At 67.6% G+C, this 23,677-nt stretch carries 31 protein-coding genes and 1 riboswitch; of the genes, 17 read left to right on the top strand and 14 right to left on the bottom strand.

The features are described from left to right. Window positions 1–14: 14 nt before the first annotated feature. Window positions 15–743, top strand: coding sequence for a GAF and ANTAR domain-containing protein (locus JCQ34_RS15185; protein ID WP_286398743.1), 729 nt, complete (start codon window positions 15–17; stop codon window positions 741–743). Window positions 744–751: 8 nt separating this feature from the next. Here JCQ34_RS15185 and JCQ34_RS15180 read toward each other — a convergent pair whose 3' ends face one another. The 8 genes from JCQ34_RS15180 to JCQ34_RS15145 form a co-directional block, all read right to left on the bottom strand. Continuing rightward, on the bottom strand, window positions 752–2,029 hold the full coding sequence (locus tag JCQ34_RS15180) for an MFS transporter (RefSeq protein WP_286398741.1): 1,278 nt from the start codon (window positions 2,027–2,029) through the stop codon (window positions 752–754). A gap of 146 nt (window positions 2,030–2,175) precedes the next feature. Continuing rightward, window positions 2,176–3,576, bottom strand: a complete 1,401-nt coding sequence (locus JCQ34_RS15175; protein ID WP_286398738.1) for an MBL fold metallo-hydrolase — start codon at window positions 3,574–3,576, stop codon at window positions 2,176–2,178. Between the two features lie 92 nt (window positions 3,577–3,668). After that, a complete protein-coding gene (locus JCQ34_RS15170) occupies window positions 3,669–4,079 on the bottom strand; it encodes a rhodanese-like domain-containing protein (protein ID WP_286398735.1) in 411 nt (136 codons plus the stop codon). A 4-nt stretch (window positions 4,080–4,083) separates the two neighbouring features. Then, the gene (gene trxA / locus JCQ34_RS15165) at window positions 4,084–4,446 is read right to left on the bottom strand and encodes a thioredoxin (protein ID WP_286398732.1); all 363 of its coding nucleotides are present in this window, start codon (window positions 4,444–4,446) and stop codon (window positions 4,084–4,086) included. A 51-nt stretch (window positions 4,447–4,497) separates the two neighbouring features. Continuing rightward, complete coding sequence (locus JCQ34_RS15160; protein WP_286398729.1) at window positions 4,498–4,794, bottom strand: rhodanese-like domain-containing protein; 297 nt, start codon at window positions 4,792–4,794, stop codon at window positions 4,498–4,500. 47 nt (window positions 4,795–4,841) lie between these two features. Next, the gene (locus JCQ34_RS15155) at window positions 4,842–5,183 is read right to left on the bottom strand and encodes a rhodanese-like domain-containing protein (protein WP_286398726.1); all 342 of its coding nucleotides are present in this window, start codon (window positions 5,181–5,183) and stop codon (window positions 4,842–4,844) included. A 22-nt stretch (window positions 5,184–5,205) separates the two neighbouring features. After that, window positions 5,206–5,964, bottom strand: a complete 759-nt coding sequence (locus JCQ34_RS15150) for a sulfite exporter TauE/SafE family protein (RefSeq protein WP_286398723.1) — start codon at window positions 5,962–5,964, stop codon at window positions 5,206–5,208. Beyond that, the gene (locus JCQ34_RS15145) at window positions 5,961–6,578 is read right to left on the bottom strand and encodes a rhodanese-like domain-containing protein (protein ID WP_286398720.1); all 618 of its coding nucleotides are present in this window, start codon (window positions 6,576–6,578) and stop codon (window positions 5,961–5,963) included. Before JCQ34_RS15145 ends, JCQ34_RS15150 begins: the two co-directional genes overlap by 4 nt. Before the next feature lie 124 nt (window positions 6,579–6,702). On the opposite strand from JCQ34_RS15145, the gene JCQ34_RS15140 reads away from it, so the two are divergent. The 8 genes from JCQ34_RS15140 (at window position 6,703) to JCQ34_RS15105 (ending at window position 11,605) form a co-directional block, all read left to right on the top strand. After that, window positions 6,703–6,960 carry a metal-sensitive transcriptional regulator gene (locus JCQ34_RS15140; protein ID WP_043452296.1) on the top strand — a complete coding sequence of 86 codons (258 nt, stop codon included), beginning with the start codon at window positions 6,703–6,705 and terminating at the stop codon, window positions 6,958–6,960. Window positions 6,961–7,004: 44 nt separating this feature from the next. Beyond that, window positions 7,005–7,421, top strand: coding sequence for a DUF302 domain-containing protein (locus tag JCQ34_RS15135; RefSeq protein ID WP_286398716.1), 417 nt, complete (start codon window positions 7,005–7,007; stop codon window positions 7,419–7,421). Between the two features lie 227 nt (window positions 7,422–7,648). After that, a complete protein-coding gene (locus JCQ34_RS15130; protein WP_286404571.1) occupies window positions 7,649–8,257 on the top strand; it encodes a flavodoxin family protein in 609 nt (202 codons plus the stop codon). Between the two features lie 48 nt (window positions 8,258–8,305). Beyond that, window positions 8,306–8,977 (top strand): haloacid dehalogenase type II, encoded by a 672-nt coding sequence (locus tag JCQ34_RS15125; protein WP_286398714.1) that lies wholly within the window; start codon window positions 8,306–8,308, stop codon window positions 8,975–8,977. A gap of 55 nt (window positions 8,978–9,032) precedes the next feature. Next, complete coding sequence (locus JCQ34_RS15120; protein WP_286398712.1) at window positions 9,033–9,857, top strand: alpha/beta fold hydrolase; 825 nt, start codon at window positions 9,033–9,035, stop codon at window positions 9,855–9,857. 68 nt (window positions 9,858–9,925) lie between these two features. Continuing rightward, window positions 9,926–10,010, top strand: a riboswitch (Fluoride riboswitch). 70 nt (window positions 10,011–10,080) lie between these two features. Then, window positions 10,081–10,632, top strand: a complete 552-nt coding sequence (locus tag JCQ34_RS15115; protein ID WP_286398709.1) for a universal stress protein — start codon at window positions 10,081–10,083, stop codon at window positions 10,630–10,632. Next, the gene (locus tag JCQ34_RS15110) at window positions 10,629–11,231 is read left to right on the top strand and encodes a fluoride efflux transporter FluC (RefSeq protein WP_286398708.1); all 603 of its coding nucleotides are present in this window, start codon (window positions 10,629–10,631) and stop codon (window positions 11,229–11,231) included. Before JCQ34_RS15115 ends, JCQ34_RS15110 begins: the two co-directional genes overlap by 4 nt. Window positions 11,232–11,236: 5 nt before the next feature. Continuing rightward, window positions 11,237–11,605 (top strand): fluoride efflux transporter FluC, encoded by a 369-nt coding sequence (locus tag JCQ34_RS15105; RefSeq protein ID WP_434738953.1) that lies wholly within the window; start codon window positions 11,237–11,239, stop codon window positions 11,603–11,605. Window positions 11,606–11,632: 27 nt separating this feature from the next. Here the strand turns inward: JCQ34_RS15105 and JCQ34_RS15100 are convergent, their stop codons facing one another. Beyond that, a complete protein-coding gene (locus tag JCQ34_RS15100) occupies window positions 11,633–12,358 on the bottom strand; it encodes a CDP-alcohol phosphatidyltransferase family protein (RefSeq protein ID WP_286398704.1) in 726 nt (241 codons plus the stop codon). 41 nt (window positions 12,359–12,399) lie between these two features. Then, window positions 12,400–12,828 (bottom strand): hypothetical protein, encoded by a 429-nt coding sequence (locus JCQ34_RS15095; RefSeq protein ID WP_286398701.1) that lies wholly within the window; start codon window positions 12,826–12,828, stop codon window positions 12,400–12,402. Between the two features lie 143 nt (window positions 12,829–12,971). Here JCQ34_RS15095 and JCQ34_RS15090 point away from each other — a divergent pair, with 143 nt between their 5' ends. Continuing rightward, window positions 12,972–13,517, top strand: a complete 546-nt coding sequence (locus tag JCQ34_RS15090) for a YceI family protein (RefSeq protein WP_286398699.1) — start codon at window positions 12,972–12,974, stop codon at window positions 13,515–13,517. A 384-nt stretch (window positions 13,518–13,901) separates the two neighbouring features. Beyond that, window positions 13,902–15,515 (top strand): alkaline phosphatase family protein, encoded by a 1,614-nt coding sequence (locus JCQ34_RS15085; RefSeq protein ID WP_286398697.1) that lies wholly within the window; start codon window positions 13,902–13,904, stop codon window positions 15,513–15,515. Window positions 15,516–15,552: 37 nt separating this feature from the next. Here the strand turns inward: JCQ34_RS15085 and JCQ34_RS15080 are convergent, their stop codons facing one another. Together JCQ34_RS15080 and JCQ34_RS15075 are read right to left on the bottom strand one after the other, a co-directional pair. Further along, window positions 15,553–16,764 (bottom strand): sensor histidine kinase, encoded by a 1,212-nt coding sequence (locus tag JCQ34_RS15080; RefSeq protein ID WP_286404570.1) that lies wholly within the window; start codon window positions 16,762–16,764, stop codon window positions 15,553–15,555. Window positions 16,765–16,845: 81 nt separating this feature from the next. Further along, complete coding sequence (locus JCQ34_RS15075) at window positions 16,846–17,592, bottom strand: ABC transporter permease (protein WP_286398695.1); 747 nt, start codon at window positions 17,590–17,592, stop codon at window positions 16,846–16,848. 208 nt (window positions 17,593–17,800) lie between these two features. Between JCQ34_RS15075 and JCQ34_RS15070 the strand changes: the two genes are divergently transcribed. Continuing rightward, on the top strand, window positions 17,801–19,777 hold the full coding sequence (locus JCQ34_RS15070; protein WP_286398693.1) for an amino acid transporter: 1,977 nt from the start codon (window positions 17,801–17,803) through the stop codon (window positions 19,775–19,777). Here JCQ34_RS15070 and JCQ34_RS15065 read toward each other — a convergent pair. Next, a complete protein-coding gene (locus tag JCQ34_RS15065) occupies window positions 19,746–20,129 on the bottom strand; it encodes a hypothetical protein (protein WP_286398690.1) in 384 nt (127 codons plus the stop codon). The two genes, JCQ34_RS15070 and JCQ34_RS15065, sit on opposite strands and share 32 nt — an antisense overlap. 148 nt (window positions 20,130–20,277) lie before the next feature. On the opposite strand from JCQ34_RS15065, the gene JCQ34_RS15060 reads away from it, so the two are divergent. After that, window positions 20,278–20,796 (top strand): GNAT family N-acetyltransferase, encoded by a 519-nt coding sequence (locus tag JCQ34_RS15060; RefSeq protein WP_286398687.1) that lies wholly within the window; start codon window positions 20,278–20,280, stop codon window positions 20,794–20,796. Window positions 20,797–20,878: 82 nt separating this feature from the next. Beyond that, a complete protein-coding gene (locus tag JCQ34_RS15055) occupies window positions 20,879–21,247 on the top strand; it encodes a hypothetical protein (protein ID WP_286398685.1) in 369 nt (122 codons plus the stop codon). 43 nt (window positions 21,248–21,290) lie between these two features. On the opposite strand, the gene map is transcribed toward JCQ34_RS15055, so the two are convergent. Beyond that, on the bottom strand, window positions 21,291–22,064 hold the full coding sequence (gene map, locus JCQ34_RS15050; RefSeq protein WP_286398683.1) for a type I methionyl aminopeptidase: 774 nt from the start codon (window positions 22,062–22,064) through the stop codon (window positions 21,291–21,293). Window positions 22,065–22,208: 144 nt separating this feature from the next. On the opposite strand from map, the gene JCQ34_RS15045 reads away from it, so the two are divergent. From JCQ34_RS15045 to JCQ34_RS15035, 3 genes are read left to right on the top strand one after another with little or no spacing between them, the layout of a single operon-like run. After that, window positions 22,209–22,559, top strand: a complete 351-nt coding sequence (locus JCQ34_RS15045) for an ArsR/SmtB family transcription factor (protein WP_142135147.1) — start codon at window positions 22,209–22,211, stop codon at window positions 22,557–22,559. Continuing rightward, entirely contained in the window at window positions 22,556–23,257 is a 702-nt protein-coding gene (locus JCQ34_RS15040; protein WP_286398680.1) for an aquaporin, read from the top strand. Before JCQ34_RS15045 ends, JCQ34_RS15040 begins: the two co-directional genes overlap by 4 nt. After that, window positions 23,254–23,664, top strand: coding sequence for an arsenate reductase ArsC (locus tag JCQ34_RS15035; RefSeq protein WP_286398679.1), 411 nt, complete (start codon window positions 23,254–23,256; stop codon window positions 23,662–23,664). The genes JCQ34_RS15040 and JCQ34_RS15035 overlap by 4 nt, the downstream gene beginning before the upstream one ends. The last annotated feature ends 13 nt before the right edge of the window (window positions 23,665–23,677 follow it).

The following is a 23,677-nucleotide window of genomic DNA, read 5'->3' as shown; positions in this document are numbered from 1 at the left end:
CTTAAAATGCCTCCATGGAACGTGACGATGCGAGTAATTTCGAGCAGTTGCACGATCTTGTTGCCGACATGGACGACATCAGGGGACTCCTGGAGGGCATCACCGGTATCGCTGCGGCGGCAATGACCAGGACCGCGGGTACGCAGGTCGAATGTGCCGTCACCCTTTACCGGAGAAGGCGGCCCCCCACCATCGCGGGCAGCGATGATGAGGCAATCCTGCTGGACGGCCATGAGCAGCGCCTGGCAGACGGGCCATGTACTGATGCGCTGGAGAGCGGGGAACCTGCCCTCCTGGATGCCCCATCCGATGCACGGTGGCCGGCCTTCCGGAAGGAATTGGAAGCCACGAGCTTTGACAGCGTCCTTGGCGTTCCGCTCGATTTGGGCAGCGAAGCGTCGGCAGCCTTGAACTTCTTTGCCGCGGGTGCCGGAGTGTTCACCGGGGAAGTCTCGAAGGATGCCGGGGAGTTCGCCCAGGTAGCCGCCCGTGCGCTTCGGCTGGGGCTGAGGATTGCCGGGGCGGAACTGAAGGCAGTTGACCTTGAGGCAGCAATGAGCCACCGGACTGCCATAGACATGGCGCGGGGCATCATCATGGCCCAGAGCCGCTGCTCCGGAGAGGAAGCCTTCAATTTGCTCCGCGACGTCTCAAGCAGGCGCAACGAAAAGCTGTACGACGTCGCCCGCTCGGTCGTTGCCGGTATCGACGGCTCTGCCACAAGCACCTTCTTCGAGTCCTGAGCCTGCCCCTACCGCAGTGCGTGGTCGTTGCCGCGCATCCGGACGGCAACCACGACGCCGGACGCTGCGGTGAGAACCGCGACGGCGGCGATGGCTGTGGGGATGCCGTAGAGGTCGGCGAGGACACCGGACAGCAGGGCACCCACGGCGAATCCGCCGTCGCGCCATAGCCGGTACACACCCACGGAGCGGGCCCGCCAGGCCGGGTGGGCCACGTCGCCGATCGCGGCGAGCAGGGTGGGATAGACCAACGCGGTACCAAGGCCAAGGACGACGGCGGCGGCGAGCCAGGGCCCAAAGCCGTGCGCTGAGGCGATGATCCCCAGGGCGGCGGCCTGGACCAGCATCCCGGCGGCGATGAACCACTTGCGCCCCCACCGGTCGGACGCGGCGCCGGTGACGAGTTGGGCAGCGCCCCAGGCGGCGGGGTAGGCGGCGGCCAGGATGCCGATCTGGCCAAGGCTCAGCCCGGCACCTGCGAACAGGACAGGGAAGAGCCCCCAGGCCAGGCCGTCGTTGAGGTTGTTCACCAGGCCGGCCTGGCTTGCTGCGGAAAGTGAGCGGTCCTTGAAGCTGGTGAGGGCGAAGACCTGGCCGGTGGTGAGGCCGGCATGGGTATTGCCCTGGCTGCTGACGTGCTGGGAGGCCTCGGTCCTGGCGTGGTGGTGGGTTTCCTTGACGGCCAGGACCGTCAGTCCCAGGCCGAGGGCAATGTACGCGGCGCCCAGCAGGAAGGGGGCGGGGCGCAGGCCGAAAGCGGTGGCCAGGTAGCCGCTGGCCAATGCCGTGACGGCCACGCCAAGGTAGCCCGCGGCCTCGTTGAAGCCCATGGCCAGGCCGCGCTGCTTTGGCCCCACCAGGTCCATTTTCATGATTACTGCCGTGGACCAGGTGAGGCCCTGGCTGATCCCGAGCAGCACATTGGCCGCTACGATCCAGCCCCACGACGGGCCGAAGATGAGCATGAGCGGCACCGGTACCGCTGCCAGCCAGCCGGCGATGAGGACCGGTTTGCGGCCGTACCGGTCGGAGAGTGTGCCGGCGAAGTAGTTCATCGCGGCCTTGGACAGGCCGAAGGCCAGGATGTAGGTCAGCGCGCCGGTGTAGAGGTCGAGGTGGAATTCCTGCGAGGCCAGCAGGGGCAGGACCGTGCGCTCCTGGCCCAGGGTGCCGCCTACCAGCGCGTTGACGGCCACCAGCAGCATGAACTGCGCCAGGTTCTGCCGCAGGCCCAGCGCCGCGGCGGGCAAACCGGGGATGTGGAGGGCGGGTGTTCTGCCGCGCATTGCGGGTGCTCCGTTCGGTTGATGGCAAAAAAGTGGCCCGGGCGTGTGGGGGCACGCCCGGGCCGGGTCCGGATGCGCTGGGGACGCAACCAGACCGGAACCCGGGCAGGAGGGGGGTCCTGCCCGGGTGGTCTTCGGTGGGTTGGCTAGACGGCGGGAACGCTGTTCTGCTTGGCGTTCCAGGCGGCGTAGCTGCCGTCGAGTTCCACGACGTCGTACCCGGCACGGCGCAGGGCGCTGGCCGCTACGGAGTTCCGTACGCCGGACTGGCAGTAGGACACGATGGTGCCGCCGGTCGGCAGCTCATCGAGGTGCCACATGACGCGGCCGCCGCTGAGCTGGTAGGAGCCCGGGACGTGCCCGGCCTTGTGCTCGGTCTTGTTGCGGACGTCCAGGACCATGGCGGCGTCGAAGCCCTCGAGGTCCTCGGGCTGGATCAGCTTGGGGGTGAAGGTGGGCAGTCCCTCGATGCTGGTCAGGTAGCCTGCCACGTTGTCGATGCCCACGCGGACCAGGTGGTCCCACATGTCCTGCGCCTGCTCCTGGTCCTTGGCCAGGAGCACCAGCGGGTTCTTGTCCGTTTCCGGGTTGACCACCCAGGCGCCGTAGCTGGCAACGGACTTGCCGGCCGGAACGTTCAGGGAGCCGACGACGGTGCCTTCGTGGACCTCGGAGTTGGAGCGGGTGTCGATGAAGGTCAGGGTGTCTTCCGCCAGGCCTTCAGCCACGAGGGCGGTTTCCAGTTCCTGCAGCGGTGCACGCTCGCCCATGACGTCGGGGCCTACGCGGTTTTCGCGCTTCATGCGACCGAAGTAGGCGTGGGCGTCGGGCTGGCCGTCGAGGAGTTCGTCGATGAAGCCCTGTTCGTCGTTGGCGGCGAGGTAGGGGCCCCACCAGGCGTAGAGGCGTTCGTAGCCGACGGTGGAGGACGGGATGGCACCCAGGGCCTTGCCGCAGGCGCTGCCGGCGCCGTGGGCGGGGTGGACCTGGACGTAGTCCGGCAGGGTGAGGAACTTGTCGCGCAGGCTGGCGAACAGCTGCTTGGCGCCCTCGAAGCGGGTGTCGACGCCGCCGGCGGCTTCATCCAGCAGGTCCGGGCGCCCCAGGTCGCCGGAGAAGACAAAGTCCCCGGAGAGCAGGTAGCCGGGCTTGTCGCTGAACGCGCCGTCGGTGACCAGGAAGGACAGGTGCTCGGGGGTGTGGCCCGGGGTGTGCACTGCCTTGATGCTGATGTTGCCCAAGGCGATGGTGTCGCCGTTGTAGAGCCGCTCGCCGTCGAACTCGTACTGCCAGTCCGGGCCGCCTTCGCCGGAGACGTAGATCTTGGCACCGGTGGCGGCGGCCAGCTCGCGGGTGCCGGAGAGGTAGTCGGCGTGGATGTGGGTCTCGGTGACGGCCACGATCTTCATGCCGTTCTTCGCGGCCAGGTCCTGGTAGACGGCGATGTCGCGGCGGCCGTCCACCACGATCGCTTCACCCTTGGCCTGGCAGCCGATCAGGTAGCTGGCCTGGGCGAGGTCTTCGTCGTAAATGCGCTCGATAAGCATGTGGTGCTCTCCTTCGGTTTGAAAGGGGATTGGGGGTTTGTTCTGCATCCAGTATAGATACCCCCGGGGGTATACTGCAAGTGGGCTGCGGCCTAGGTGGTTTCCCTGTGGAATGGCCTGCGGAAGCGGTGCAGGATTCCTGCCGCCATACCGGATTTGGGTGCTGGAGGCTGATCTTCGGGGGGTGGTTGATAGCTGACTGGGTGGCCTGCCCGGTACCACTCGGTGATCCCGCCGGCCACGTTGACCACGGTGTATCCGCGGTCGGTGAGGATCCGTGCGGCCTGGCTGCTGCGTTTTCCTGACCCGCACATCAGGTGGATCGTGTTGTTTGGCAGGTCGCTAAGCCGGGAGGCCAGCTCGTCCAGGGGAATGTTCAGGCATCCCGGGACGTGCGCGGTGGCGTGCTCCTCCCGGCTCCGGACGTCCACCAGTGTGGCCCGGGGCCACACCGCGGCGAGTTCGTCCGCCGTGATGCTGCGAAACGTTCGCTGGTCCGGCATGGACTTAGGCGTGCTGGTGTCCGGCTTCAGCCCGAAGCTTGTCCATGTCCAGGTTCTTCACAGCCTGGATGACCTCCTCGAGGCCGGTGGCGTTGAGGGCTCCGGGCTGGGAGAAGACCAGGGTCTTGTCCTTGAAGGCCATCAGTGTGGGGATCGAGGTGATGTTTGCCGCGGCGGCCAGTGCCTGTTCGGCTTCGGTGTCCACCTTGGCGAAGGTGATTTCCGGGTGCCGTTCTGCGGCGGCGCCGTAGGTGGGGGCGAACATGCGGCAGGGGCCGCACCAGGCTGCCCAGAAGTCGACGAAGACAATGCTGTTGTCTTCCAGGGTCTGGGCGAAGGATTGCTGGGTGATGTCGATGGTTGCCATGGTCTGTCGTGTCCTTTCGGGCGGAAGTTTGGTGGGTGTCCCTGTGGGGGCCTAGGTGGTGGGGAGTCCGGCGCGGGTCCAGGCGGTCATGCCGCCGGCCATGGTGTCTGCCTTGTAGCCAACGCCGTTGAGGGCATCGGCGACGGCGGCGCTGCGGTTGCCGCTGCGGCAGACGGCGATCACGGGGACGGCCGGGTCAAGCTCGCCCAGGCGGGCCTGCAGTTGGCCCATCGGGATGTGCAGGGCGCCGGGGATCATGCCCTCGGCGACTTCAAAGTCCTCGCGGACGTCCAGGATGCGCGCCGTGGAGCGGCGCTGGTCGGTCTCGGTGATGGTGATTTCAGCCATGGGGGTTCTCCTTTGAAATGGGTTGCGGCTGGTGGGGTGGGGTTGGACTAGCGGACGGCTTCGCCGGCCTGGCGCCAGGCGGCCATGCCGCCGCGCACCGAGTAGGCGTCATATCCCTTGGCGGCCAGGAGCCTGGCTGCCGAGGCGGAGCGGACGCCGGAGGCGCAGACGGCAATCACCGGGCGGGCCTTTTGGATGCCGGCAGTGCTGGTCTGCAGCCGATCCAGGGGAACGTGTTTGGCCTGGGGTGCGCGGCCGGTGCGCCACTCCTGGGCGGACCTCACATCGATCAGCGTGGCGCCGGAGCCCAGGAGTTCCTTGGCCTGCGCCACGGAGATCGTCTTGTAGGGCTTGCTAAAGGCCTTCTTGAATGAGTCGAGAAGTCCCATGGTGTTCTCCTGTTGGTAAGGGTCAGGCGGTGACCGTGCCGGCGGTGACCCACGCCGCGACGGCGAAGATGAGTACCGCGAATGAGATGCGGATGTGCTTGTCGTGCAGGCGGCGGGCCAGCCGGGCGGCGAATACGGAACCCAGGATGGCCGGTACCGCGAATGCCAGGGTGGTAGCCCAGTCGATGGTGTAGCCGGCCGCGTGCGCGCTGAACCCGGCGGCCGAGTTGATGACGATGATCGCCAGGGAGGTTCCCACGGCCTGCTTCATCCGCAGGCCCAGGAAGATGGTGAGCGCGGGGGTGATCAGGAAGCCGCCGCCCACGCCGAGCAGTCCGGTGAGGAACCCGACCAGCAGTCCGACGCCTACGGCCTTCGGGGCGCAGGACCGGAAGGCCCGGTTTGGTCCAACGCTGCAGGATCCCTCGGTTTCCCGGGGCTTTTTGAGCATCCGGATGCCCGCCACCACCATGATCACGGCGAATGCGAGCATCAGGATGTTGGGATCCAGCAGCTTGCCCACGGCCGCCCCGGCCCAGGCAGCCGGGATGCCGGCGGCACCCACCAGGGCGATCACGGGCCAGTTCAGGCCCTCCCGGAGGCGGGGGAGCAGGGCCGCCAGTGAGGAGATGCCCACCACCAGCAGTGAGGTCGGGATGGCCTGGGCGGGGCTCATGCCCACGCCGTACACCAGCGCTGGAACGGCGATGATTGACCCGCCGCCGCCCACTACGCCCAGTACGACGCCGACGACGAGCCCCAGTCCCAGGGCCGCGATCATGCCGCAGCGCCCTTTTCAGCCGTCTGCACGGGAAGCTGCAGGATGGCGCTTTCGCGGGTGGGTTCCTTGGCGGCCTTGTTCCACGGCATGACGGACAGGGCCTTGCCCATGGCACAGGTGTTGGTCGCGGCCGAGAAGGTCAGCCCGGTGCCGATGGCACCTGCCAGCATGCGGACCTTGGGGGAGACGAACTTGCCGCCGGCCAGGCCAAGCATCACCAGGGAGCCGGCGGCCAGGCGGACCTGCCGTTCCAGGTCCCAGCGGTCCTTGCCCTTGACTACGTCGCCGCCGGCGGCAGCGAAGCCGGGAACTCCGCCGGTGAGGACGTAGGCGGTGTCCAGGCCAACGGTGGCCATGCGCTGGCGGGCCTGCTCGGCGCGGACGCCGGACTGGCAGACCAGGACAACGCGGCTGCCCAGCCGGGCAGCGAGTTCATCGGTGTGCTCGGAGAGCAGGGGCAGCGGAACGTTGTAGGAGCCGCGGATGTGCATGGACTCGAACTCTGCGGCAGAGCGAACGTCGATCACCACGAGGTCCTGGTGCTCCTTGATCCAGGACTGGAGTGCTTCGGGGGCGAGTGCGGTGACGGCGGTTGCTTTGGAAGGGGAAGTCATAAGTGGCCTCTCGGAAGGGGTCGGGTGGATACCCCACCGAGTATTACAGATACCCCCGGGGGTAGTCAAAACACCCTCAGGGGTATACAGTTAAGGCCAAGCCCCTCATCAATGGAGACCCCTAATGGAACTGAACCCCACCGAACTCACGCCCGTGATCAACCGCCTCAAGCGTGCCCAGGGCCAGCTCGCCGCCGTCACCCGGATGCTCGAGGAAGGCCGCGACTGCAAGGACGTCGTCACCCAGCTGGCTGCCGTATCCAAGGCCCTCGACCGCGCAGGCTTCGCCATCATCGCCACCGGGCTGGAGCAGTGCATCGTCCAGAAGGACGAAACCATGGACCGGAAGGACCTGGAGAAGCTTTTCCTCTCCCTGGCATAAGTCAACGCCCCATCAGCGGACCGGCAGCAACCTCAAGGAGCATCATGACCTACACCCTGGCCACCACCGTCTCCCTTCCCTGGGCCGAAGCCGTGGAACGCACCCGCGAAGCCCTTGCCGCGCAGGGGTTCGGAATCCTGACGGAAATCAACGTCCGGTCCACCTTCGAAGCCAAGCTTGGCGCTGAAGCCGCGGACGCCGTCGGGGATTACGTCATCCTTGGTGCCTGCAACCCGGCCCTTGCCAGCCGGGCCCTGGCCGCCGAACCGGAAATGGGTGCCCTGCTGCCCTGCAACGTCGTGGTGCGACGCAACAGCTCGGCGGACGCGACCATCGTGGAGGCGATCGATCCTCAGACCATGGTGCAGCTCAGCAGCGCACCTTCCGTCAAAGAAGTGGCGGATGACGCCGGCACCCGCCTGCGCAAGGCCCTTGCCAGTTTGAGTGGCGCAACGGAGTAGGCGCTCCGCACCTGAAGCCACAACGCTGGGCCCCGCCGTAACGGCGGGGCCCAGCGTTTCTTGCTTTAAAAGCCGTGGGCTGTCTCCCAGCCCTCAGCCCAATGACGCGGGGAGGTCGGCGCAGGCCTGCTCGCAGCGGCGGCCAGCCGTAGTCCCGGCAGTACCCATGTGATCTATTGCTAAGTAGACTGACTATTTTGGTCGCGAAAATCAAGGGAGCCCCGCTGATGTCCACCCTGTCCGCTCTTGCCCTCGTCTGCACCCTCACACCCTCCCCGGAACCGTCCAGCAGTGAACTGATGGCCCAGCACATCCTTGACGAATTGGAAGGCCATGGGGTCGCCACCGAGTCACTGCGCATCGTGGACCATGACGTGAAGCGCGGCGTGCAGGTGGACATGGGCAACGGCGACGAATGGCCCGCAATCCACGAAAAGATCTTGGCCGCGGACATCCTGGTCCTCTCCACCCCCATCTGGATGGGCCACCCCTGCAGCGTTGCCCAGCAGGTCATGGAGCGGCTGGACGCCGACCTGGCAGAAACGGACGACGACGGCCGGCCGGTCATGTACGGCAAGGTCGCCACGGTTGCCGTGGTGGGAAACGAGGATGGGGCCCACAAGACCATCGCCGACATGATGCAGGGATTGAACGACGTCGGCTTCACCCTTCCGGCCCAGGGCGGCACGTACTGGGTGGGGGAGGCCATGCAGACCGTGGACTTCAAGGACCTTGAGAAGGTGCCGGACCCGGTGGCTTCCACCAACGCGGGGCTTGCCCGCAATGCCGTGCACCTGGCCAGGTTCCTGCGGTCCAACCAGTACCCGGCCAAGTAGCAGGCAGCCCAGCGCTGGGGCTGCCTGTCCGAACAGGAAAGGAACATCATGTCCGAACCATTGGTCATCGTTTTTGACGTCAACGAGACCCTCTCCGACATGGCCCCGCTGGGCGAGGCATTCGCCCAGGTTGGTGCGCCCCGCGGATTGGCCAAACTCTGGTTCGCCACGCTCCTGCGCGACGGCTTCGCCCTCACCGCCAGTGGGGGCAGGGAATCCTTCGCCACCATCGGCGCCGATGCCCTCCGCACCCTGCTGGGAGCCGAAGGAGTCTCCGGGAACCTGGACACCGCTGTCGAACGCGTCATGGCTGCCATGCAGAACCTCTCCCTTCACCCGGACGTCCCGGACGGCATCCGCGCCCTCGCCGCAGCCGGGCACCGGCTGGTCACCCTGACCAACGGCGCCGCCGCCAACACGGACAAACTGCTGGTTGCCGGCGGCGTCAGGGACAAATTCGAGCAGCTTCTCTCCGTGGAGGGTGCCCCTGCCTGGAAGCCGGCCAGGCCCGCATACGATTACGCGGCAACGGCGGCGGGAACCGCTCCTTCGGGAATGCTGCTGGTGGCCGTGCACCCCTGGGACATCCATGGGGCAGCCAAAGCCGGTATGCGGACCGCGTGGATCAACCGGACCGGTGCCCGCTACCCCTCCTATTTCCAGTCCCCGGACATCACCATCCCGGCCCTCACCGGGCTGCCCGCGGTGCTCGCCGCGTAAACGGCAGGGCCTCGCAGTTACCGTCATCCCCACCCCAGAAAACGGAGACCAACTTATGGCCCAGCCCGTTGACCGCCGCACCGTTGACGTGGACGGCGTCCCGCTGTCCTACCTCGCCGCGGGGAATGAGTCCGCCCCGCCGCTGATCCTGCTGCACGGCACCTTCTGGAGCCGTGTGTGGCAGCCCGTCCTGCCGGCGCTCGGTGAACACAGCCGCTGCTACGCGCTGGACTTTCCGGGCTTCGGCCGGAGCGGGGGAGAACTGGACGTAGAGCAGGCCACAGTCCCGGCACTGGCGCGGACCGTGCTCAGGGCTGCGGATGCCCTGGGCATAGGCGGGTTTGACGTTGCGGCCCACGACATCGGCGGCGGCGTGGCCCAGCAGCTCGCGGCCACCAGCGGGAGGGTGCGGAAGATGGTGCTGATGAACGCGGTCATGTTCGACTCGTGGCCGGTTCCCGCCGTCGAGCGTTTCCGGGATCCCGACGTGCGGGCAAACACCACGGAAGAGGACCTCCTCGCCGCCCGCCGCAAGTCCACCCAGGGCTGCGCCATCCGCACCTTGGGCGAGGAGGAACTGGCGGACTACCTTTCACCCTGGCAGTCTCCGGCCCGCGCGCGTTCCTGGATGGCCATGGCGGCAGCCGCCGATCCGCGCTACACGCTGGACCTGGTGCCGGCCCTCAAGGAAGCTGCCATCCCCACCCGCCTGGTGTGGGGCCGGGACGACGACTTCCAGAAGATCGGGTTTGCCCGCAGGTACGTGGAAGAGATCGCCAACGCGGACCTGGTGGAGGTGAACGGCAAGCACATCCCCACCGAAGATTCACCGGATGCCGTTGCCAAAGCGATGGTGGAGCACCTGGCGACGGGACGGTAGGTATCGCCTGGCCCGGGCCTGCGGAGCCACAAGTGCAGCTGGCGGTCCCCGGCGGAGTGCCTGTAGTCTCTGTTCACGGTGATGGATCCCGCCGGAACACTTCGCAGGACGCTGTGTTCGAACCGCCCCCTGGCTGATGGTTCCTACCTTTGCTGATACGAAGGTAGGCGAGCCATGCCCGCATCCCGGCCCGGTTTTCCTGCCCCATGCGACAGGAGCGCACATGAGTGACCCGGAGACACCGTCCAACCCTTCGAGCAAAAGCAATGCTTTCCATCCGCGGAAGCTGAGCGGGCCGGTGCTGATGGGGGTTGTCCCGGGCCAGCCGCTGGCCGTGGCACACCGCGCCGCGGAACTGGCCTACAGCCTGGGCGTGAAACTGATCTGCGCCTACGTTGACGTCACCACCTACCTCGCCGAGGAACCCGACGGGCGGGTCGAGGCGCTGCCGATCGACCCCGACGGTATTGACGATGACATCGAAGGCATCAGCGCCGGCCTCTCCGGGCACCTCGCGGACGCCCTTCGCGGGGCGGGGATCGACTGCTCCTTCGTGACCCTGGCCGGGGACCCCGCCAGGGCGCTGGGACGGCTGGCGGAATCCACGGACGCCTCGGTCATCGTCGTCGGTACCCGCGAACGCGGGTTTGGCGCCCGCTTCGAGGAACTCCTGGTCGGCTCCGTCGCCGTCCACCTCACGCACCGCCAGCACCGCCCCGTCCTGGTGGTCCCGCTCGCCCCCCACACCAAGCACCACCCGAAGGAGGGCCGATGACGGAACCGCGCATTCCCGGGACCCCAGCATCGTCCCGCACCCCGGAGGCACCTGCAGGGGAGGAGGATCTACTTCCGGCAGGCAGTGGCACGGGGGATCAATCCGCCGCGGATATCGACCCCGATGCGGGGACCCTCGGGGAAGTCCGTGCCCATCGCCCGGTCCACCTGCATCCCGGATATGTGCTGGTGGTGATCGCCGGGGGCGTGTTTGGCGCCCTGGCCCGCTACGGGCTCAGCATGCTGTTGCCCGCACCGGGCGGATGGCCGCTGCCCACCCTCGTCATCAACCTGGCCGGGGCCCTCCTGCTCGGTGCCCTGCTCGAAGCGCTGGTGCGCCGCGGCCCCGATGCAGGAACGCGCAGGATCATCCGCCTGCTCGCCGGGACCGGGTTCATGGGGGCGTTCACCACCTACAGCACGCTCGCCCTGGAAACCAACACCCTCCTGGGCGCCGGACGGGTCGCCGACGGGCTGCTCTACCTCGCTGCCACCCTGATCGGCGGGGCCGGGGCAACAGTGGCAGGAATCTGGTTGGCCGCCGGCCGCCACGCCCGGGCAACCACACGGCAGACCGCCCGGCAGGAGGCGGGCCGGTGAATCCGCTGGTTATTGTCCTGCTGGGTTTGGCCGGCGGCTTGGGCGCCGGGACCCGCTTCGTCGTGGACGGCCTTGTCCGCTCCAAACTGCGCACCGCCCTGCCGGTCGGGACCATCGCCATCAACCTCACCGGGTCCTTCCTCCTGGGCCTGGTCGCGGGGGCCGTCATCGCCCATGCCGCACCCGTGGAGCTGCAGGCCATTGCCGGAACCGGGTTCCTGGGCGGCTACACCACCTTCAGCACCGCCAGTTTCGAAACCGTCCGGCTCATCCAGTCCGGCCGCACCGGCCTGGCCCTGCTCAACGGAATCGGGACTGCGGCAGCGGCTGTGGGCGCCGCTGCGGCTGGCCTCGCCCTGGCCAGTCTGTTGTAGGCAACGGCGGCAGGTCACCCGGCAGCTTTACCGGGCGGCGTCCAACAGCACCGCCCGGCGGTGGCTTTCCAACTGGACCACGTCCCGGGCAAAGGAAAAGGCGAGCAGGCCGAGGGCCAGGGCCGGCGCGGCAACTGCCGCAGCCGGAGGCATCCCGGGGAGCAGCGCCACCAGCAATGCAAACGGCTGGCACGCCCCGATCGCCTTGCGGGTCAAGCTCGGCGGCAGCGTGGCGCGGAGGTGCGGCCGGAAGAAGCCTGCCACCGTGAACGCGTAGTACATGGCTCCGATGGCCAGCGTCCACGGACCCACGACGGCGGTAGCTGCTACCGACAGCACCAGGACCAGGGCAGCGTCCGTGGCGCCGTCAAAGCGGGCCCCTTCCGCCGACGAGGTGCCGGTGCGCCGGGCCACCGCACCATCGACCCCATCCAGGAGGAACGCGGCACCACCCAGCATGGGCAGGAGCAGATCGGTGCGGGCCCCGGAAAAGAGCTGCGCCGCCGCCAGCGCGGCGCAGAGGGCAATGAGGACGGCGCGCAACAGGGTAACGCGGTCCGCCGGGGTTGAGAAGCGCGGGAGGCGCCGCAGGATGGAGCCGACGGCGGCCCCGGCCACCACCGCGCCGGCGCACAACCCGGCCAGCTGGGCCACCAGCCCGGACGGGGTCAAAGCGAGCAGCCACAGTGCCGCCAACCCGTACGCGGTGAGGGTGGCCAGCGCGTCCGGCACTGCCCGTTCAGCTGCGCTCATCGGCACCTCCCCTCGCATGCTAACAACGGCTGCGGTGATCCTCATCGCCGGCGACGCCCGGCCGGAACCCTGGTGCCGTCGTCGTACCTTGCCTTGCGTCGGGTCCGGACCAAGCCGGCGAGCGCCAGCAGGGCCCCGGCGCCTTCGGCCACGGCGCTGAGGGTCTTGGAAAAGAACCAGACGGGGTCGTACATGGCGGGGATGGGCCCGAACGCCGGGATGTCCACATACCGGTAGAGCACGACGGCGGCGAATGCGCTGAGTGCCACCACCAGCGCCAGGGCGTAGGCGGCCCTGCTGCCGCGGACCAGGACATACAGGCCCACCACCAGCGCAGCTGCCGCTTCGAGCAGGAAAAGGGTGCCTTGGCTGACGGTCCCAGGCTGGGCGTACGGGTAGCCCGGGGCAAGGAAGAAATGGACGCCGGCATCGATGAACAGCACCATTGCGGTCAATAGTCGTAGAGCCACGCTTATGTATACGCCGGAAATTCGCGTCAGGTTCATCCGGCCCTGTTATACCTGCGGGTTTTGTGGGGAATATTTAGGGGCGTCTGGAATATTGCGCCTTTAGCGGGCACCTGCGCCTGCGCCTACGAGTAAGGAGAACAGCGATGACCCTTCCCAAGGAACTTACGCCGGGAACGTGGACCCTGGACATGGCCCACAGCGAGATCGGCTTCAGCGTCCGCCATGCCGGGATCAGCAAGGTCCGGGGCCGCTTCACCGAGGCGTCGGCGGAGGCTCGCGTGGGTGAATCCCTGGCAGACTCGTCCGTGCACGCCACGGTCTCCACCGCCAGCTTCGACTCCGGCGACGCCAACCGTGACGGACATGTGCGCGGGGCCGACTTCTTCGACGTGGAGCAGTACCCGGAAATGACATTCCGCGGCACCTCCATCGAAGGCGACGGCGAGGACTACACCCTGACCGGGGACCTCACCATCAAGGGCGTCACCCGGCCCGTCGAACTTGAGGTGGAGTTCACCGGCGTCGCCGTGGATCCCTTCGGCGCCACCCGCGCCGGCTTCTCCGCCGAAACCGAGATCAGCCGCAAGGAGTTCGGGCTGACCTGGAACGCGGCCCTGGAGGCCGGCGGGGTGCTGGTGAGCGACAAGGTGAAGATCAACCTCGAAGCAGCGCTGGTCAAGCAGGGCTAGCAGCACCCCCGACCCCCAAATACATTTTCGACGCGCTGAAGTACTTTCGATGCGCACAAACGATGCCGCTACCGGAATATCGGTAGCGGCATCGTTTGTGCGGAGCGGTAATGAACCTGCGCAGCGCCTGCCGCCCGGATTGTGGGCAAATTCCCAGCCGGCTTTCCATCACTGCCAAGCGGCGATGTGGGAGGGTGTAGCCACCCATCGGCGCTGAAGGCCCTTCCGGCTGCGGATCTGCCGCGTGCGCGCCGTCCGGAACGCCGGAGCGACAGGAGGGCGCCATGCGCACCAGCAGGGAAAACAGGATCCCGGGCGGCCCGTGCTGCAGTGATTAGGCTTACCGGCTCCAAGTGGCGGCCGCTGGCCGCAATGCTGGTTGGCGTGGGGGGACTCCCGGCCGCGGCCGCCTGGCTGGTGGTCGGGATGCTGCTGACCTACGTCCTGGCGGGAGGCGGGTCCACGGCCGGTCCGGAGGAACGCGCTGCCGCCGGAATCAGCAAAATCAAGCATGTAGTGATCATCACCCAGGAGAACCGCTCCTTCGACACCTACTTTGGCACCTTCCCCGGCGCGGACGGCATCCCCATGCAAAACGGGAAACCGGCGGTATGCCTTCCGGACCCGGCCCACGGCGGCTGCGTCAAGCCCTTCTACAACCCAAATGACAGCAACGCCGGTGCCCCGCACAGCCACAACGACGAAGTGGCCGACCTCAACAACGGGGCCATGGACGGGTTCGTGGCCCAGGCGGAAAAGGGCCTCGCCGGGTGCACGGCCACGCAGGCCAACTGCCGCTACAAGACCGCCGCAACCGACGTGATGGGCTACCACGACCAGCGGGACCTGCCCAACTACTGGGACTACGCCAGGAACTTCACCCTCCAGGACCACATGTTCGCCGCCGCATCCGCCTGGAGCCTGCCGGCCCACCTCTACTTGGTTTCCGAATGGTCCGCCAAGTGCACCAAAGCCGGGGACCCGTCGTCGTGCTCCAACGCCCTCCAGAACCCTGACTCAGGCCCGGACCCGGAAATCATCAACAACACCCTGATCGGCAAATGCCAGGCAGCCGCGGACCTGGCCCCCTGCAGGGAAGCCCTGGCAAGTGCGGGGGTCAGTGCCGGGCTGGCCGCAGAACTGGACCAGCTCATCAGCACCAGCTGCAAACCTACGGACACCTACCCTGCCTGCCAGGCCGCCGTCGACGCCGCCAATGTTCCGGACGGGCTGAAGCAGCAGCTGTCCCAGGCCGCCAAGCACCTCCAACAGCCCGACTATGCGTGGACGGACCTGACCTACCTGCTCCACCAGCAGCACATACCCTGGGCCTACTACGTGTTCAACGGCACCGAACCGGACTGCCGCAATGACGCCGCCACCTGCGCCCCCATCAAACAGGACGCGAAGACCCCCGGCCTGTGGAACCCGCTGCTGTACTTCGACACCGTCAAACAGGACGGCGAACTGGGCAACATCCAGCCCCTCACAAACTTCTATGACGCGGCGCGGCAGGGTACGCTGCCCGCCGTCACGTGGATCGCTCCCACGGACAAGGTCAGTGAACATGCACCGGCAAAGATCAGCGCCGGCCAGGCCTACGTGACGGGACTGATCAACGCCATCATGAGCGGACCCGACTGGGACAGCACTGCCATCTTCCTCAACTGGGATGACTGGGGCGGGTTCTACGATCACGTGGCACCACCGGCGGCGGATGCCAACGGCTACGGGTTCCGGGTGCCAAGCCTGGTCATCAGTCCGTACGCCAAACAGGGCTACATCGACCACCAGACACTGAGCCAGGACGCCTACCTCAAATTCATCGAGGACGACTTCCTCCACGGCCAGCGGCTGGACCCGGCCACCGATGGCCGTCCCGACCCGCGACCGGACGTGCGGGAGAACAGCCCGCTGCTGGGCGACCTGACCAAGGCCTTCGATTTCAACCAGGCGCCCCTGCCGCCACACATCCTGGCCAACGCCACCACGTACTAGCGCGGCAACTGTCTCCGCCTCTTGGCTGCCCCGTGCCTTAGCTGTTCCCGCCCAGGTGGACTGTGACCATGGTGCCCGCGCCGGGAACCGGGCCGATCTCAAGCCGCCCGCCGTTCGCGGTGGCGATGCGGGCAGCGGTGGCCAGGCCCAGTCCGGTGCCCGGCGGGTCATCCTCCCGGTACAGGCGGACCAGCGGATCGAGGACGCGTTTGCGGTCGGCCTCGCTGATGCCCTTGCCGTTGTCGACCACCCGCAGGGTTGCCCCGTCCTCGGAGCGGCCGCCGGTCACGCGGATGACCGGCGGGATTCCCGGCCGGCTGTAGGTGATGGCGTTGTGGACCAGGTTCTGCAGCAGCACGCGCATCTGGACGGCGTCCGCGGTGAAGGCCAGGTCATCGCACTCCACCGAGGCGCCATATGCTTCGATGCTGGCTGCCAGGTCCTGGACCACATCCCGCACCAGGTCCGCCAGGGACACCTCGGCTGGCCGGACGTCCCCGCCGATCGTGGCGTAGGACAGGACGTCCTTCACCATGGACAACATGCGCTGGCCGGAGCTGGCCACGGTGTCCAGGTACCCGGCGATGGCCGGGTCATCAAGTTCCCCTGCTTCGTCCCTGGCCAGTTCCACGAATCCCAGGACCGAGGTCAGGGGGTTGCGCAGGTCGTGGCTGATCCGGCCCGCGAACTCAGCCAGGAGGGCATTGCTGCGGTGGGCCTCGGCCAGGGCGTCGGCGAGCTGCCGGGCACGGTGTTCCAGCTGCAGGGCGTCCACCACCTCGGCGGCGAGGATTTCCAGGCCTTTGAGCTGCCGGTCGCTCAGCTGTCCGGTCTCCCGGGCGCCCGCGCAGAGCGTGCCCAGGACAAAGCCGTCCTCGGCCACCAGGGGGATGGACGCGTAGAACCTGATTTCGCCCCGCCTGCCGTCCACGAACGGGTTGGTGTTGTAGCGGGGATCAAGTGAGGCGTCCTCCAGCACGGTGGGAGTCCCGCTGAGGAAACCGACGGCGCACATCGAATCTTCCCGCGAGCACAGGTACGGCTCCATGCCGGCAGTGGCCACCTGGTACTGCAGGTCCTGGGTGATGATGTTGATGGCCGTCACCGGCTGCCCGCAGACCGTCCTGGCCAGTTCCACCAGGTTCTGCAGGCGTTCGGAGGGGAGGGGGACCGCGATGTCCAGGTCCGGCCCCGGCACGGGGAGTCCTGTCCTGGCCAGGATCGCGTCCCTGGCCAGCTCGCTTACCATCACAGGCGGGAACCTTGCGCACACATCGCACCATCATGGCAGATCGCGGTACCCGTGCGTCCACCCTGCAACCGCGTCCGGTTACAGCGGCTCGGGCCGCACCTTCACGTTGCCCAGCGAACGGATCAGCGCCACGGCGGTGATGGACCCGGCCGCCATGATGGACGCCAGCACCACCACCTGGAACCGGCCCGCCTCCAGGGGCGAGGCGCCGCCGAAGATGGCGCCCACGAACGCGCCGGGCAGTGTCACAAGCCCTGTGGTCTTGGTCTGGTCCGTGGAGGGGATCAAGGCCGAGTGCACGGCCTGCCGGGCCTGGATCAGGGTGGCCTGCCGGGGCGTTGCGCCCAGCGCCAGCCAGCCCTCCACCTGGTCCCACTGCTCCAGGACGGCCTCGAAGAACCGGCGCCCCGCAAGGGTGGCGATGGTCATGGAGTTGCCGATCACGATTCCGCCCACCGCCAGCGCATACCGCGGCGAGAACTCGATGGCGCCCGTTCCAAACACGATGGCCACCGTCACCAGGATGCCCGCGGCCATCGTGGCAGCCACCAGGGCAAAGCGCCGCCAAGACCAGGTGAGCCGCCGCGCCGCCGTCACGGACGCCACGCTGAACATGACCAACAGGGCCGCCCCCACCCACAGCGGGTTGGTGATGACGCCGCCCAGCACCAGGCTGATCACCGCCAGCTGGGCCGCGCCACGGAGGATGGCCAGGGCAGGGGAGAGGTACGACGGCGTCCGCGCGCCCCACAGGATGCCCACCGTGAGTGCCGCCAGGACGGCAATGGCCGCCAGGGTGGGCAGCAGCGCGGCGAGGGTGGGCATGCCGCCAGCTTAGCGAAGCACGGGGCCGGCCACGGGAGGCCGGCCCCCGGGGAGCGCCCTAGGAGTCGCTGCTCGGGATTTCGGAGCTGCCGCCGTGAACCCGGCGTCAAGGAATCATTAAGAAATGCCGTTTTGGCACTCCGGGCGTTTTGGCCGGTGCTAGCTTCGCAGGTGGTCGCGGTGCAAAGGGCAGCGCGGAAAGGCAGACATGACCACGTTAAGCAGGCCCCCGGCGGATCCTTCCGCGCCCCACGTGCGCGGCAGGAAGGCATTCCAGGGCTGGCTGCTGTTCGGGCTCCAGGACAGCAAGGGAGCCCACCCCGGACCGGGCGGCGTGCCCACGCAGCACGAGAAAAAGCACAGCTGGTGGCAGGTCATGTGCCTGACGGGTGTGGACTACTTCTCCACCCTGGGCTACCAGCCGGCCATCGCCGCCCTCGCCGCAGGGGTCATCTCGCCGCTGGCCACCCTGGTGCTGGTGGCGGTGACCCTGCTGGGCGCTCTGCCCGTGTACCGCAGGGTCGCCGGTGAAAGCCCCCGCGGTGAAGGCTCCATCGCCATGCTCGAGCGGCTGCTGCCGCGATGGGGCGGCAAGCTCCTGGTGCTGGTGCTCCTGGGGTTCGCGGCCACTGACTTCATGATCACCATGACCCTTTCGGCAGCCGATGCCACCGCGCACCTGCTGGGCAACCCGGTGGCTCCCGGGTGGCTCCAGGGTCAGAACGTTCCCGTCACGCTCTTCCTGCTGGCCTTGCTGGCAGCAGTGTTCCTGCGCGGGTTCAAGGAAGCCATCGGCATCGCCGTCGTCCTGGTGGTGTTCTACCTGGGCCTGAACGCCATTGTGGTGGCTGTTACGTTCGCGCAGGTACTCTCGCATCCGGCAGCCGCGGGGGACTGGTGGACCAACCTTTGGGTGTCGCACGGAAATCCGGTGATGGCCGTGGCCATCGCCCTGCTCGTGTTCCCCAAACTTGCCTTGGGCCTGTCCGGCTTCGAAACCGGCGTCGCCGTGATGCCGCAGGTAAGGGGCAAAGCGGACGACACCGAGGAGAACCCGGCCGGCCGCATCCGGGGCACCCGCCGCATGCTCACCACCGCGGCAGTGATCATGAGCGCCTTCCTGCTGACCACCAGCTTCATCACGGTGGTCCTGATTCCGGAACAGGAATTCCAGCCCGGCGGCCAGGCGAACGGCCGGGCCCTGGCCTACCTGGCGCACGAATACCTCGGCGTGGGGTTCGGCAGCGTTTATGACATCAGCACCATCGCCATCCTCTGGTTTGCCGGTGCGTCGGCGATGGCCGGCCTGCTGAACCTCGTGCCCCGCTACCTGCCGCGGTACGGCATGGCTCCGGCCTGGGCCAAGGCCGTCCGGCCTTTGGTGCTCGTCTTCACCCTGGTCGGCTTCCTGATCACCTTCATCTTCAAGGCCGACGTCGATGCCCAGGGTGGTGCCTACGCCACCGGTGTGCTGGTGCTGATGACCTCCGCCGCCGTGGCCGTCACGCTGTCCGCGCGCCGGCGCAGGCAGCGGAACCTCTCCGTGGGCTTCGGCGCCATTTCCGTGGTGTTCGCGTATACCACGGTGGCCAACATCTTCGAACGGCCCGAGGGCATCCGGATCGCCGCCATCTTCATCCTGGGCATCATTGTCATCTCACTGCTGTCCAGGGTCCGCCGCTCCTTTGAACTCCACGCCACCCGGGTGCACCTGGACCAGCAGGCCCTCGAGTTCATGTCCAGCACCCTGGACGGACCCATCGCGATCATTGCGCACGAGCCGCTGCGGATGACCGCGGAGGCCTACCGGGACAAACTCGAGTCGGCCATCGAGGTCAGCCACCTCCCACTGGCCGGCGACGCCCTGTTCCTCGAGGTGGTGGTGGATGATTCCTCCGACTTCGAAACCGAACTGCACGTCCGGGGCGTGAACCGGCACGGTTACCACATCCTCGAAGTCCACGGGCCGGTGGTCCCCAACACCATAGCCTCCGTCCTGCTCCACATCAGGGACGTCACCGGGCTCATGCCGCACATCTACTTCCGTTGGACCGAGGGCAACCCCATCACCAACCTGGTGCGGTTCCTGTTCCTGGGCGAAGGCGAGATTGCGCCGGTGACCAGGGAAGTCCTGCGCGAGGCCGTCCCGGATGTCACCCAGCGCCCGTGGGTGCACGTCGGCTGACCGTGGCCGCAACCCGGGCGGCGTCCGCCAGCGTGGCCGGGACGTTCGCATGGAAGGCTGCCTCGGCGTCGTCCTCCCACACGCCGGTGGCGAGCACCACCACGTGCACCATGTCGCCGTAGGAATCGTTGCAGGCCAGGATGTCGCCGGGAACTTTGTGTCCCGGCGTGCCGGATGAGGGCGCGGGCTGGAAGATGATCCACCACGGTTCGCCGTTCTGGTCGGGGAACAGGTAGCCGGCGGGGTGGAGGGCGCGGCCGTTCACCCCGCGGCCGCCGTAGCCCTCCACGGACCCGGCCGTCGCAGCAAACTTGACCCTGCGGCGGTCCTCAGGGCTTTCATCCCATCGCATCTGCGCTCCCTGCCTTCACCAAACGCCTATGACTCCATCAAAGAACCCGGAAGCCGCAACCGGGACGGGCAGGCCGTTTTATTAACGAAACCTTGACGCCCGTCCGATGCGGTCGGGAGGGGCTCGGCCCGGCACCATAATGGGACGCATGGACAGTCCCGTCACCATCCGCCCCATGCGCCCCGACGACTGGGATGCCGTCCACGCGATCTACGCCGCCGGCATCGCCACGGGCGAGGCGACCTTTGAGAGCGAGCCGCCCACCTGGGAAGCGTTCGACGGCGTGCGGTTGCCTTCGCACCGTATCGTCGCCGAGGATGCGGGGAGCGTTTTGGGCTGGGCCGCGGTTTCCCGGGTCTCGTCGCGCGAGGTGTACCGGGGCCTGGTGGAGCACTCCATTTATGTCGCGCCGCAGGCACAGGGCCGCGGCGTGGGCCGGCTGCTCCTGAACGCCCTGGTGGAGTCGACGGAAGCCGCAGGCATCTGGACCATCCAGTCGAGCATCTTCCCCGAGAACATTGCGAGCCTTGCCCTGCACCGGAAGCTGGGCTTCCGGGTGGTGGGAACGCGGGAGCGGATTGCCCGGATCAGCCACGGCCCCAAGGCGGGCCACTGGCAGGACACGCTGCTCCTGGAACGCCGCAGCCACGTGGCCGGGACCGAGTAGAAGAACCTCCCGGCGCCGGGTCCGCGCGTGCGGCCGGTGCCTAGACTGGACATATGCGGGTAGTGAACCCCGGAGGCCCAGGATGAACCTGCAGGCGATGTTCGTGGGTGCCCTGCTGTCCGCCCTCGTGGCGCTGGTCCTGCTCCTGCTGGTGCGGCGGGAACGGCGCGCGGGCGTTGTGGCCACGGCAGCAGCGGCTGCCCTCCTGATGCCGATGGCCTGGAACTCCATCCTGAATTGGACCGGAGCGATCGGCCTGTTCTCGCATGATCTGCCGTTCCCGCCGTTCCCCATCAGCTGGCAGGACACGGGAACCGGAGTGTTCACCCTCGCCGGCGCAGCCATCGCCCTGATGGCGGGGCCCTGCAGGCGCGATGCGGCCCGGAGTGTGGCAGGGACGGCGGCCCTTACCGCGCTGGCCGCCCTGCTGGTGGACGTGTACCTCTACTAAAGGCCCCTGAGCAGCCGCGGCAGCGGGGAAACCTGCCCCGCAGCTACCGTGAGGGCAGCGTCAGGATCTCGGCGCCGTCGTCGGTAATGGCGATGGTGTGCTCCGTGTGGGCCGTCCGGCAGCCTGTGGCGCTCCGGAGCGTCCAGCCGTCGTCGTCCGTCACCAGCTCCGCCGTGTCCGCCATGATCCACGGCTCCAGCGCCAGCAGCAGCCCGGGCCGCAGCTTGAAGCCGCGGCCCGGACGGCCCATGTTGGGCACGTGCGGGTCCTGGTGCATGGTGGATCCGATGCCGTGCCCGCCGAACTGCGTGTTGATGGGGTACCCCGCGTCGGTAAGGACGCGGCCGATTGCGTAGGAGATGTCGCCAATCTTGGCATTCGGCCCGGCGGCGGCTATCCCCGCGGCCAGGGCGCGCTCGGTGGTTTCGATCATCGCCACGCTCTCGGCCGGCTGCGCGTCCCCCACCAGGAAGCTGATGGCGGCGTCGGCGGCAACCCCGTTCTTGACGACGGCGAGGTCAAGGGTGAGGAGGTCGCCGTCGGCCAGTTCGTAGTTGTGGGGCAGCCCATGCAGCACGGCATCGTTGACGCCCGTGCAGATGTAGTGGCCGAAGGGCCCGCGGCCGAACGACGGCGCATAGTCGACGTAGCAGGACTCCGCCCCGGCCTCGGTGATCATTTCCTTGGTCCACTGGTCGATGTCCAGCAGGTTGGTGCCCACGGTGGCGCGGTTCTTCATGGCCTGCAGGATGTCCGCCACCAGGGCTCCGGTCTCCCGTGCGCGGCCCACTTCGGCGGGGTTCAGGATTTCGATCATTGCGGCGCCCTTCGTCTGCGGCCAAAAGCTCTAGGGGTCATCCTATTTGCCGTTGCTCCGGGGATTGCAAGGGAGGGGAGGAAGGCGGCGGGATTTGTGTGGATTGCCAAAGACATAGATGAGTGTAAATATTTATGTGTGTCTATGTCTTTGGAGCTGACCCCGGTCCAGGCCGTCGCCTGCTGCGCGCCGCTGGCCAGGGAGCCGTTGTCCGAGCAGGAAGCGGAAGGAATTGCTCCGCTGTTGAAGGCGCTGGCCGATCCGGTCCGGCTGCGGCTGATGTCCATGGTTGCCTCGCATGAGGGCGGCGAAGCGTGCGTCTGCGACCTGAACGACGCCTTCGAGCTGTCCCAGCCCACCATCAGCCACCATCTGAAGATTCTTCACGAGGTGGGTTTGCTGGACCGGGAAAAGCGCGGGGTGTGGGTTTACTACCGCGCCCGGACAGAGGCTTTGCAGAACCTGGCCGCACTGATCGGCGGGCAGGCCAAGTGACGGTCATGCGCCGCCGCGCCGCCGCAGAATTCATCGGCACCGCGTTCCTGGTCATGGCCGTGGTGGGCTCGGGCGTGATGGCGTCCAGGCTGTCCCCGGACGACGCCGGCCTGCAGCTCCTGCAGAACAGCCTCGCCACAGGTGCCGCGCTGGTGGCGCTGATCGTGGCACTGCAGCCGGTGTCGGCGTCGTTCAATCCGGTGGTGACCCTGGTGGAACGCGCGCTGGGCATGATTGACACCGGGACGGCCGCGACCCTGATCGTTGGGCAGGTCCTGGGCGGACTGGCCGGCACCGTCGCCGCGAACCTGATGTTCGGGCTGGACGCGGTGTCCTGGTCCACGCACCAACGCACCGGGCCCTCGCTCTGGCTGGCCGAAGTCATCGCCACTGTGGGGCTGCTGCTGGTCATCTTCGGCACCGTACGCTCCGGCCGGGCGGACCGGGTGGCGTTCGCCGTTGGCGGTTACATCACGGCCGCGTACTGGTTTACCAGCTCCACCAGCTTCGCCAACCCCGCGGTGACCATCGCCCGGACCGTCACGGACACCTTCGCCGGCATCGCACCGCCGTCGGCCCCTGCCTTCATCCTGGCCCAACTGCTCGGCGCTGCGCTGGGGTACTTCCTGGTCCGCTTCCTCTACCCAACCCTCGCAACTTCCGCCGTCGCCACGGCTGACCGAAAGGTGTTCTCATGAGCCGCAAGCCCTCCGTCCTGTTCGTCTGTGTCCACAACGCGGGCCGCTCCCAGATGGCCGCCGCGTTCCTCACGTCGCTCTCGGACGGCGCCATCGAGGTCCGCTCCGCCGGCTCCCAGCCGGCGGAGAACGTCAACCCCGCCGCCGTCCAGGCCATGGCCGAGGTAGGCATCGACATGTCCGCCGAGATCCCCAAGATCCTCACCACCGAGGCCGTGCAGGACTCCGACGTGGTGATCACCATGGGCTGCGGTGACGAGTGCCCCTACTTCCCGGGCAAGCGCTACGAGGACTGGGTCCTGGAGGACCCAGCCGGCAAGGGCGTCGACTCGGTCCGGCCCATCCGAGACGAGATCAAGGGCCGCGTCGAAGCCCTGATCGCCTCCCTGATCCCCGCGCAGAGCTGAACTGGAGCACGCC

The sequence above is a fragment of the Pseudarthrobacter defluvii genome (assembly GCF_030323865.1).
Taxonomy (GTDB): domain Bacteria; phylum Actinomycetota; class Actinomycetes; order Actinomycetales; family Micrococcaceae; genus Arthrobacter; species Arthrobacter sedimenti.
The sequence above is the reverse complement of the archived record's forward strand: the minus strand, read 5'-3'. Positions and strand labels throughout refer to the sequence as shown.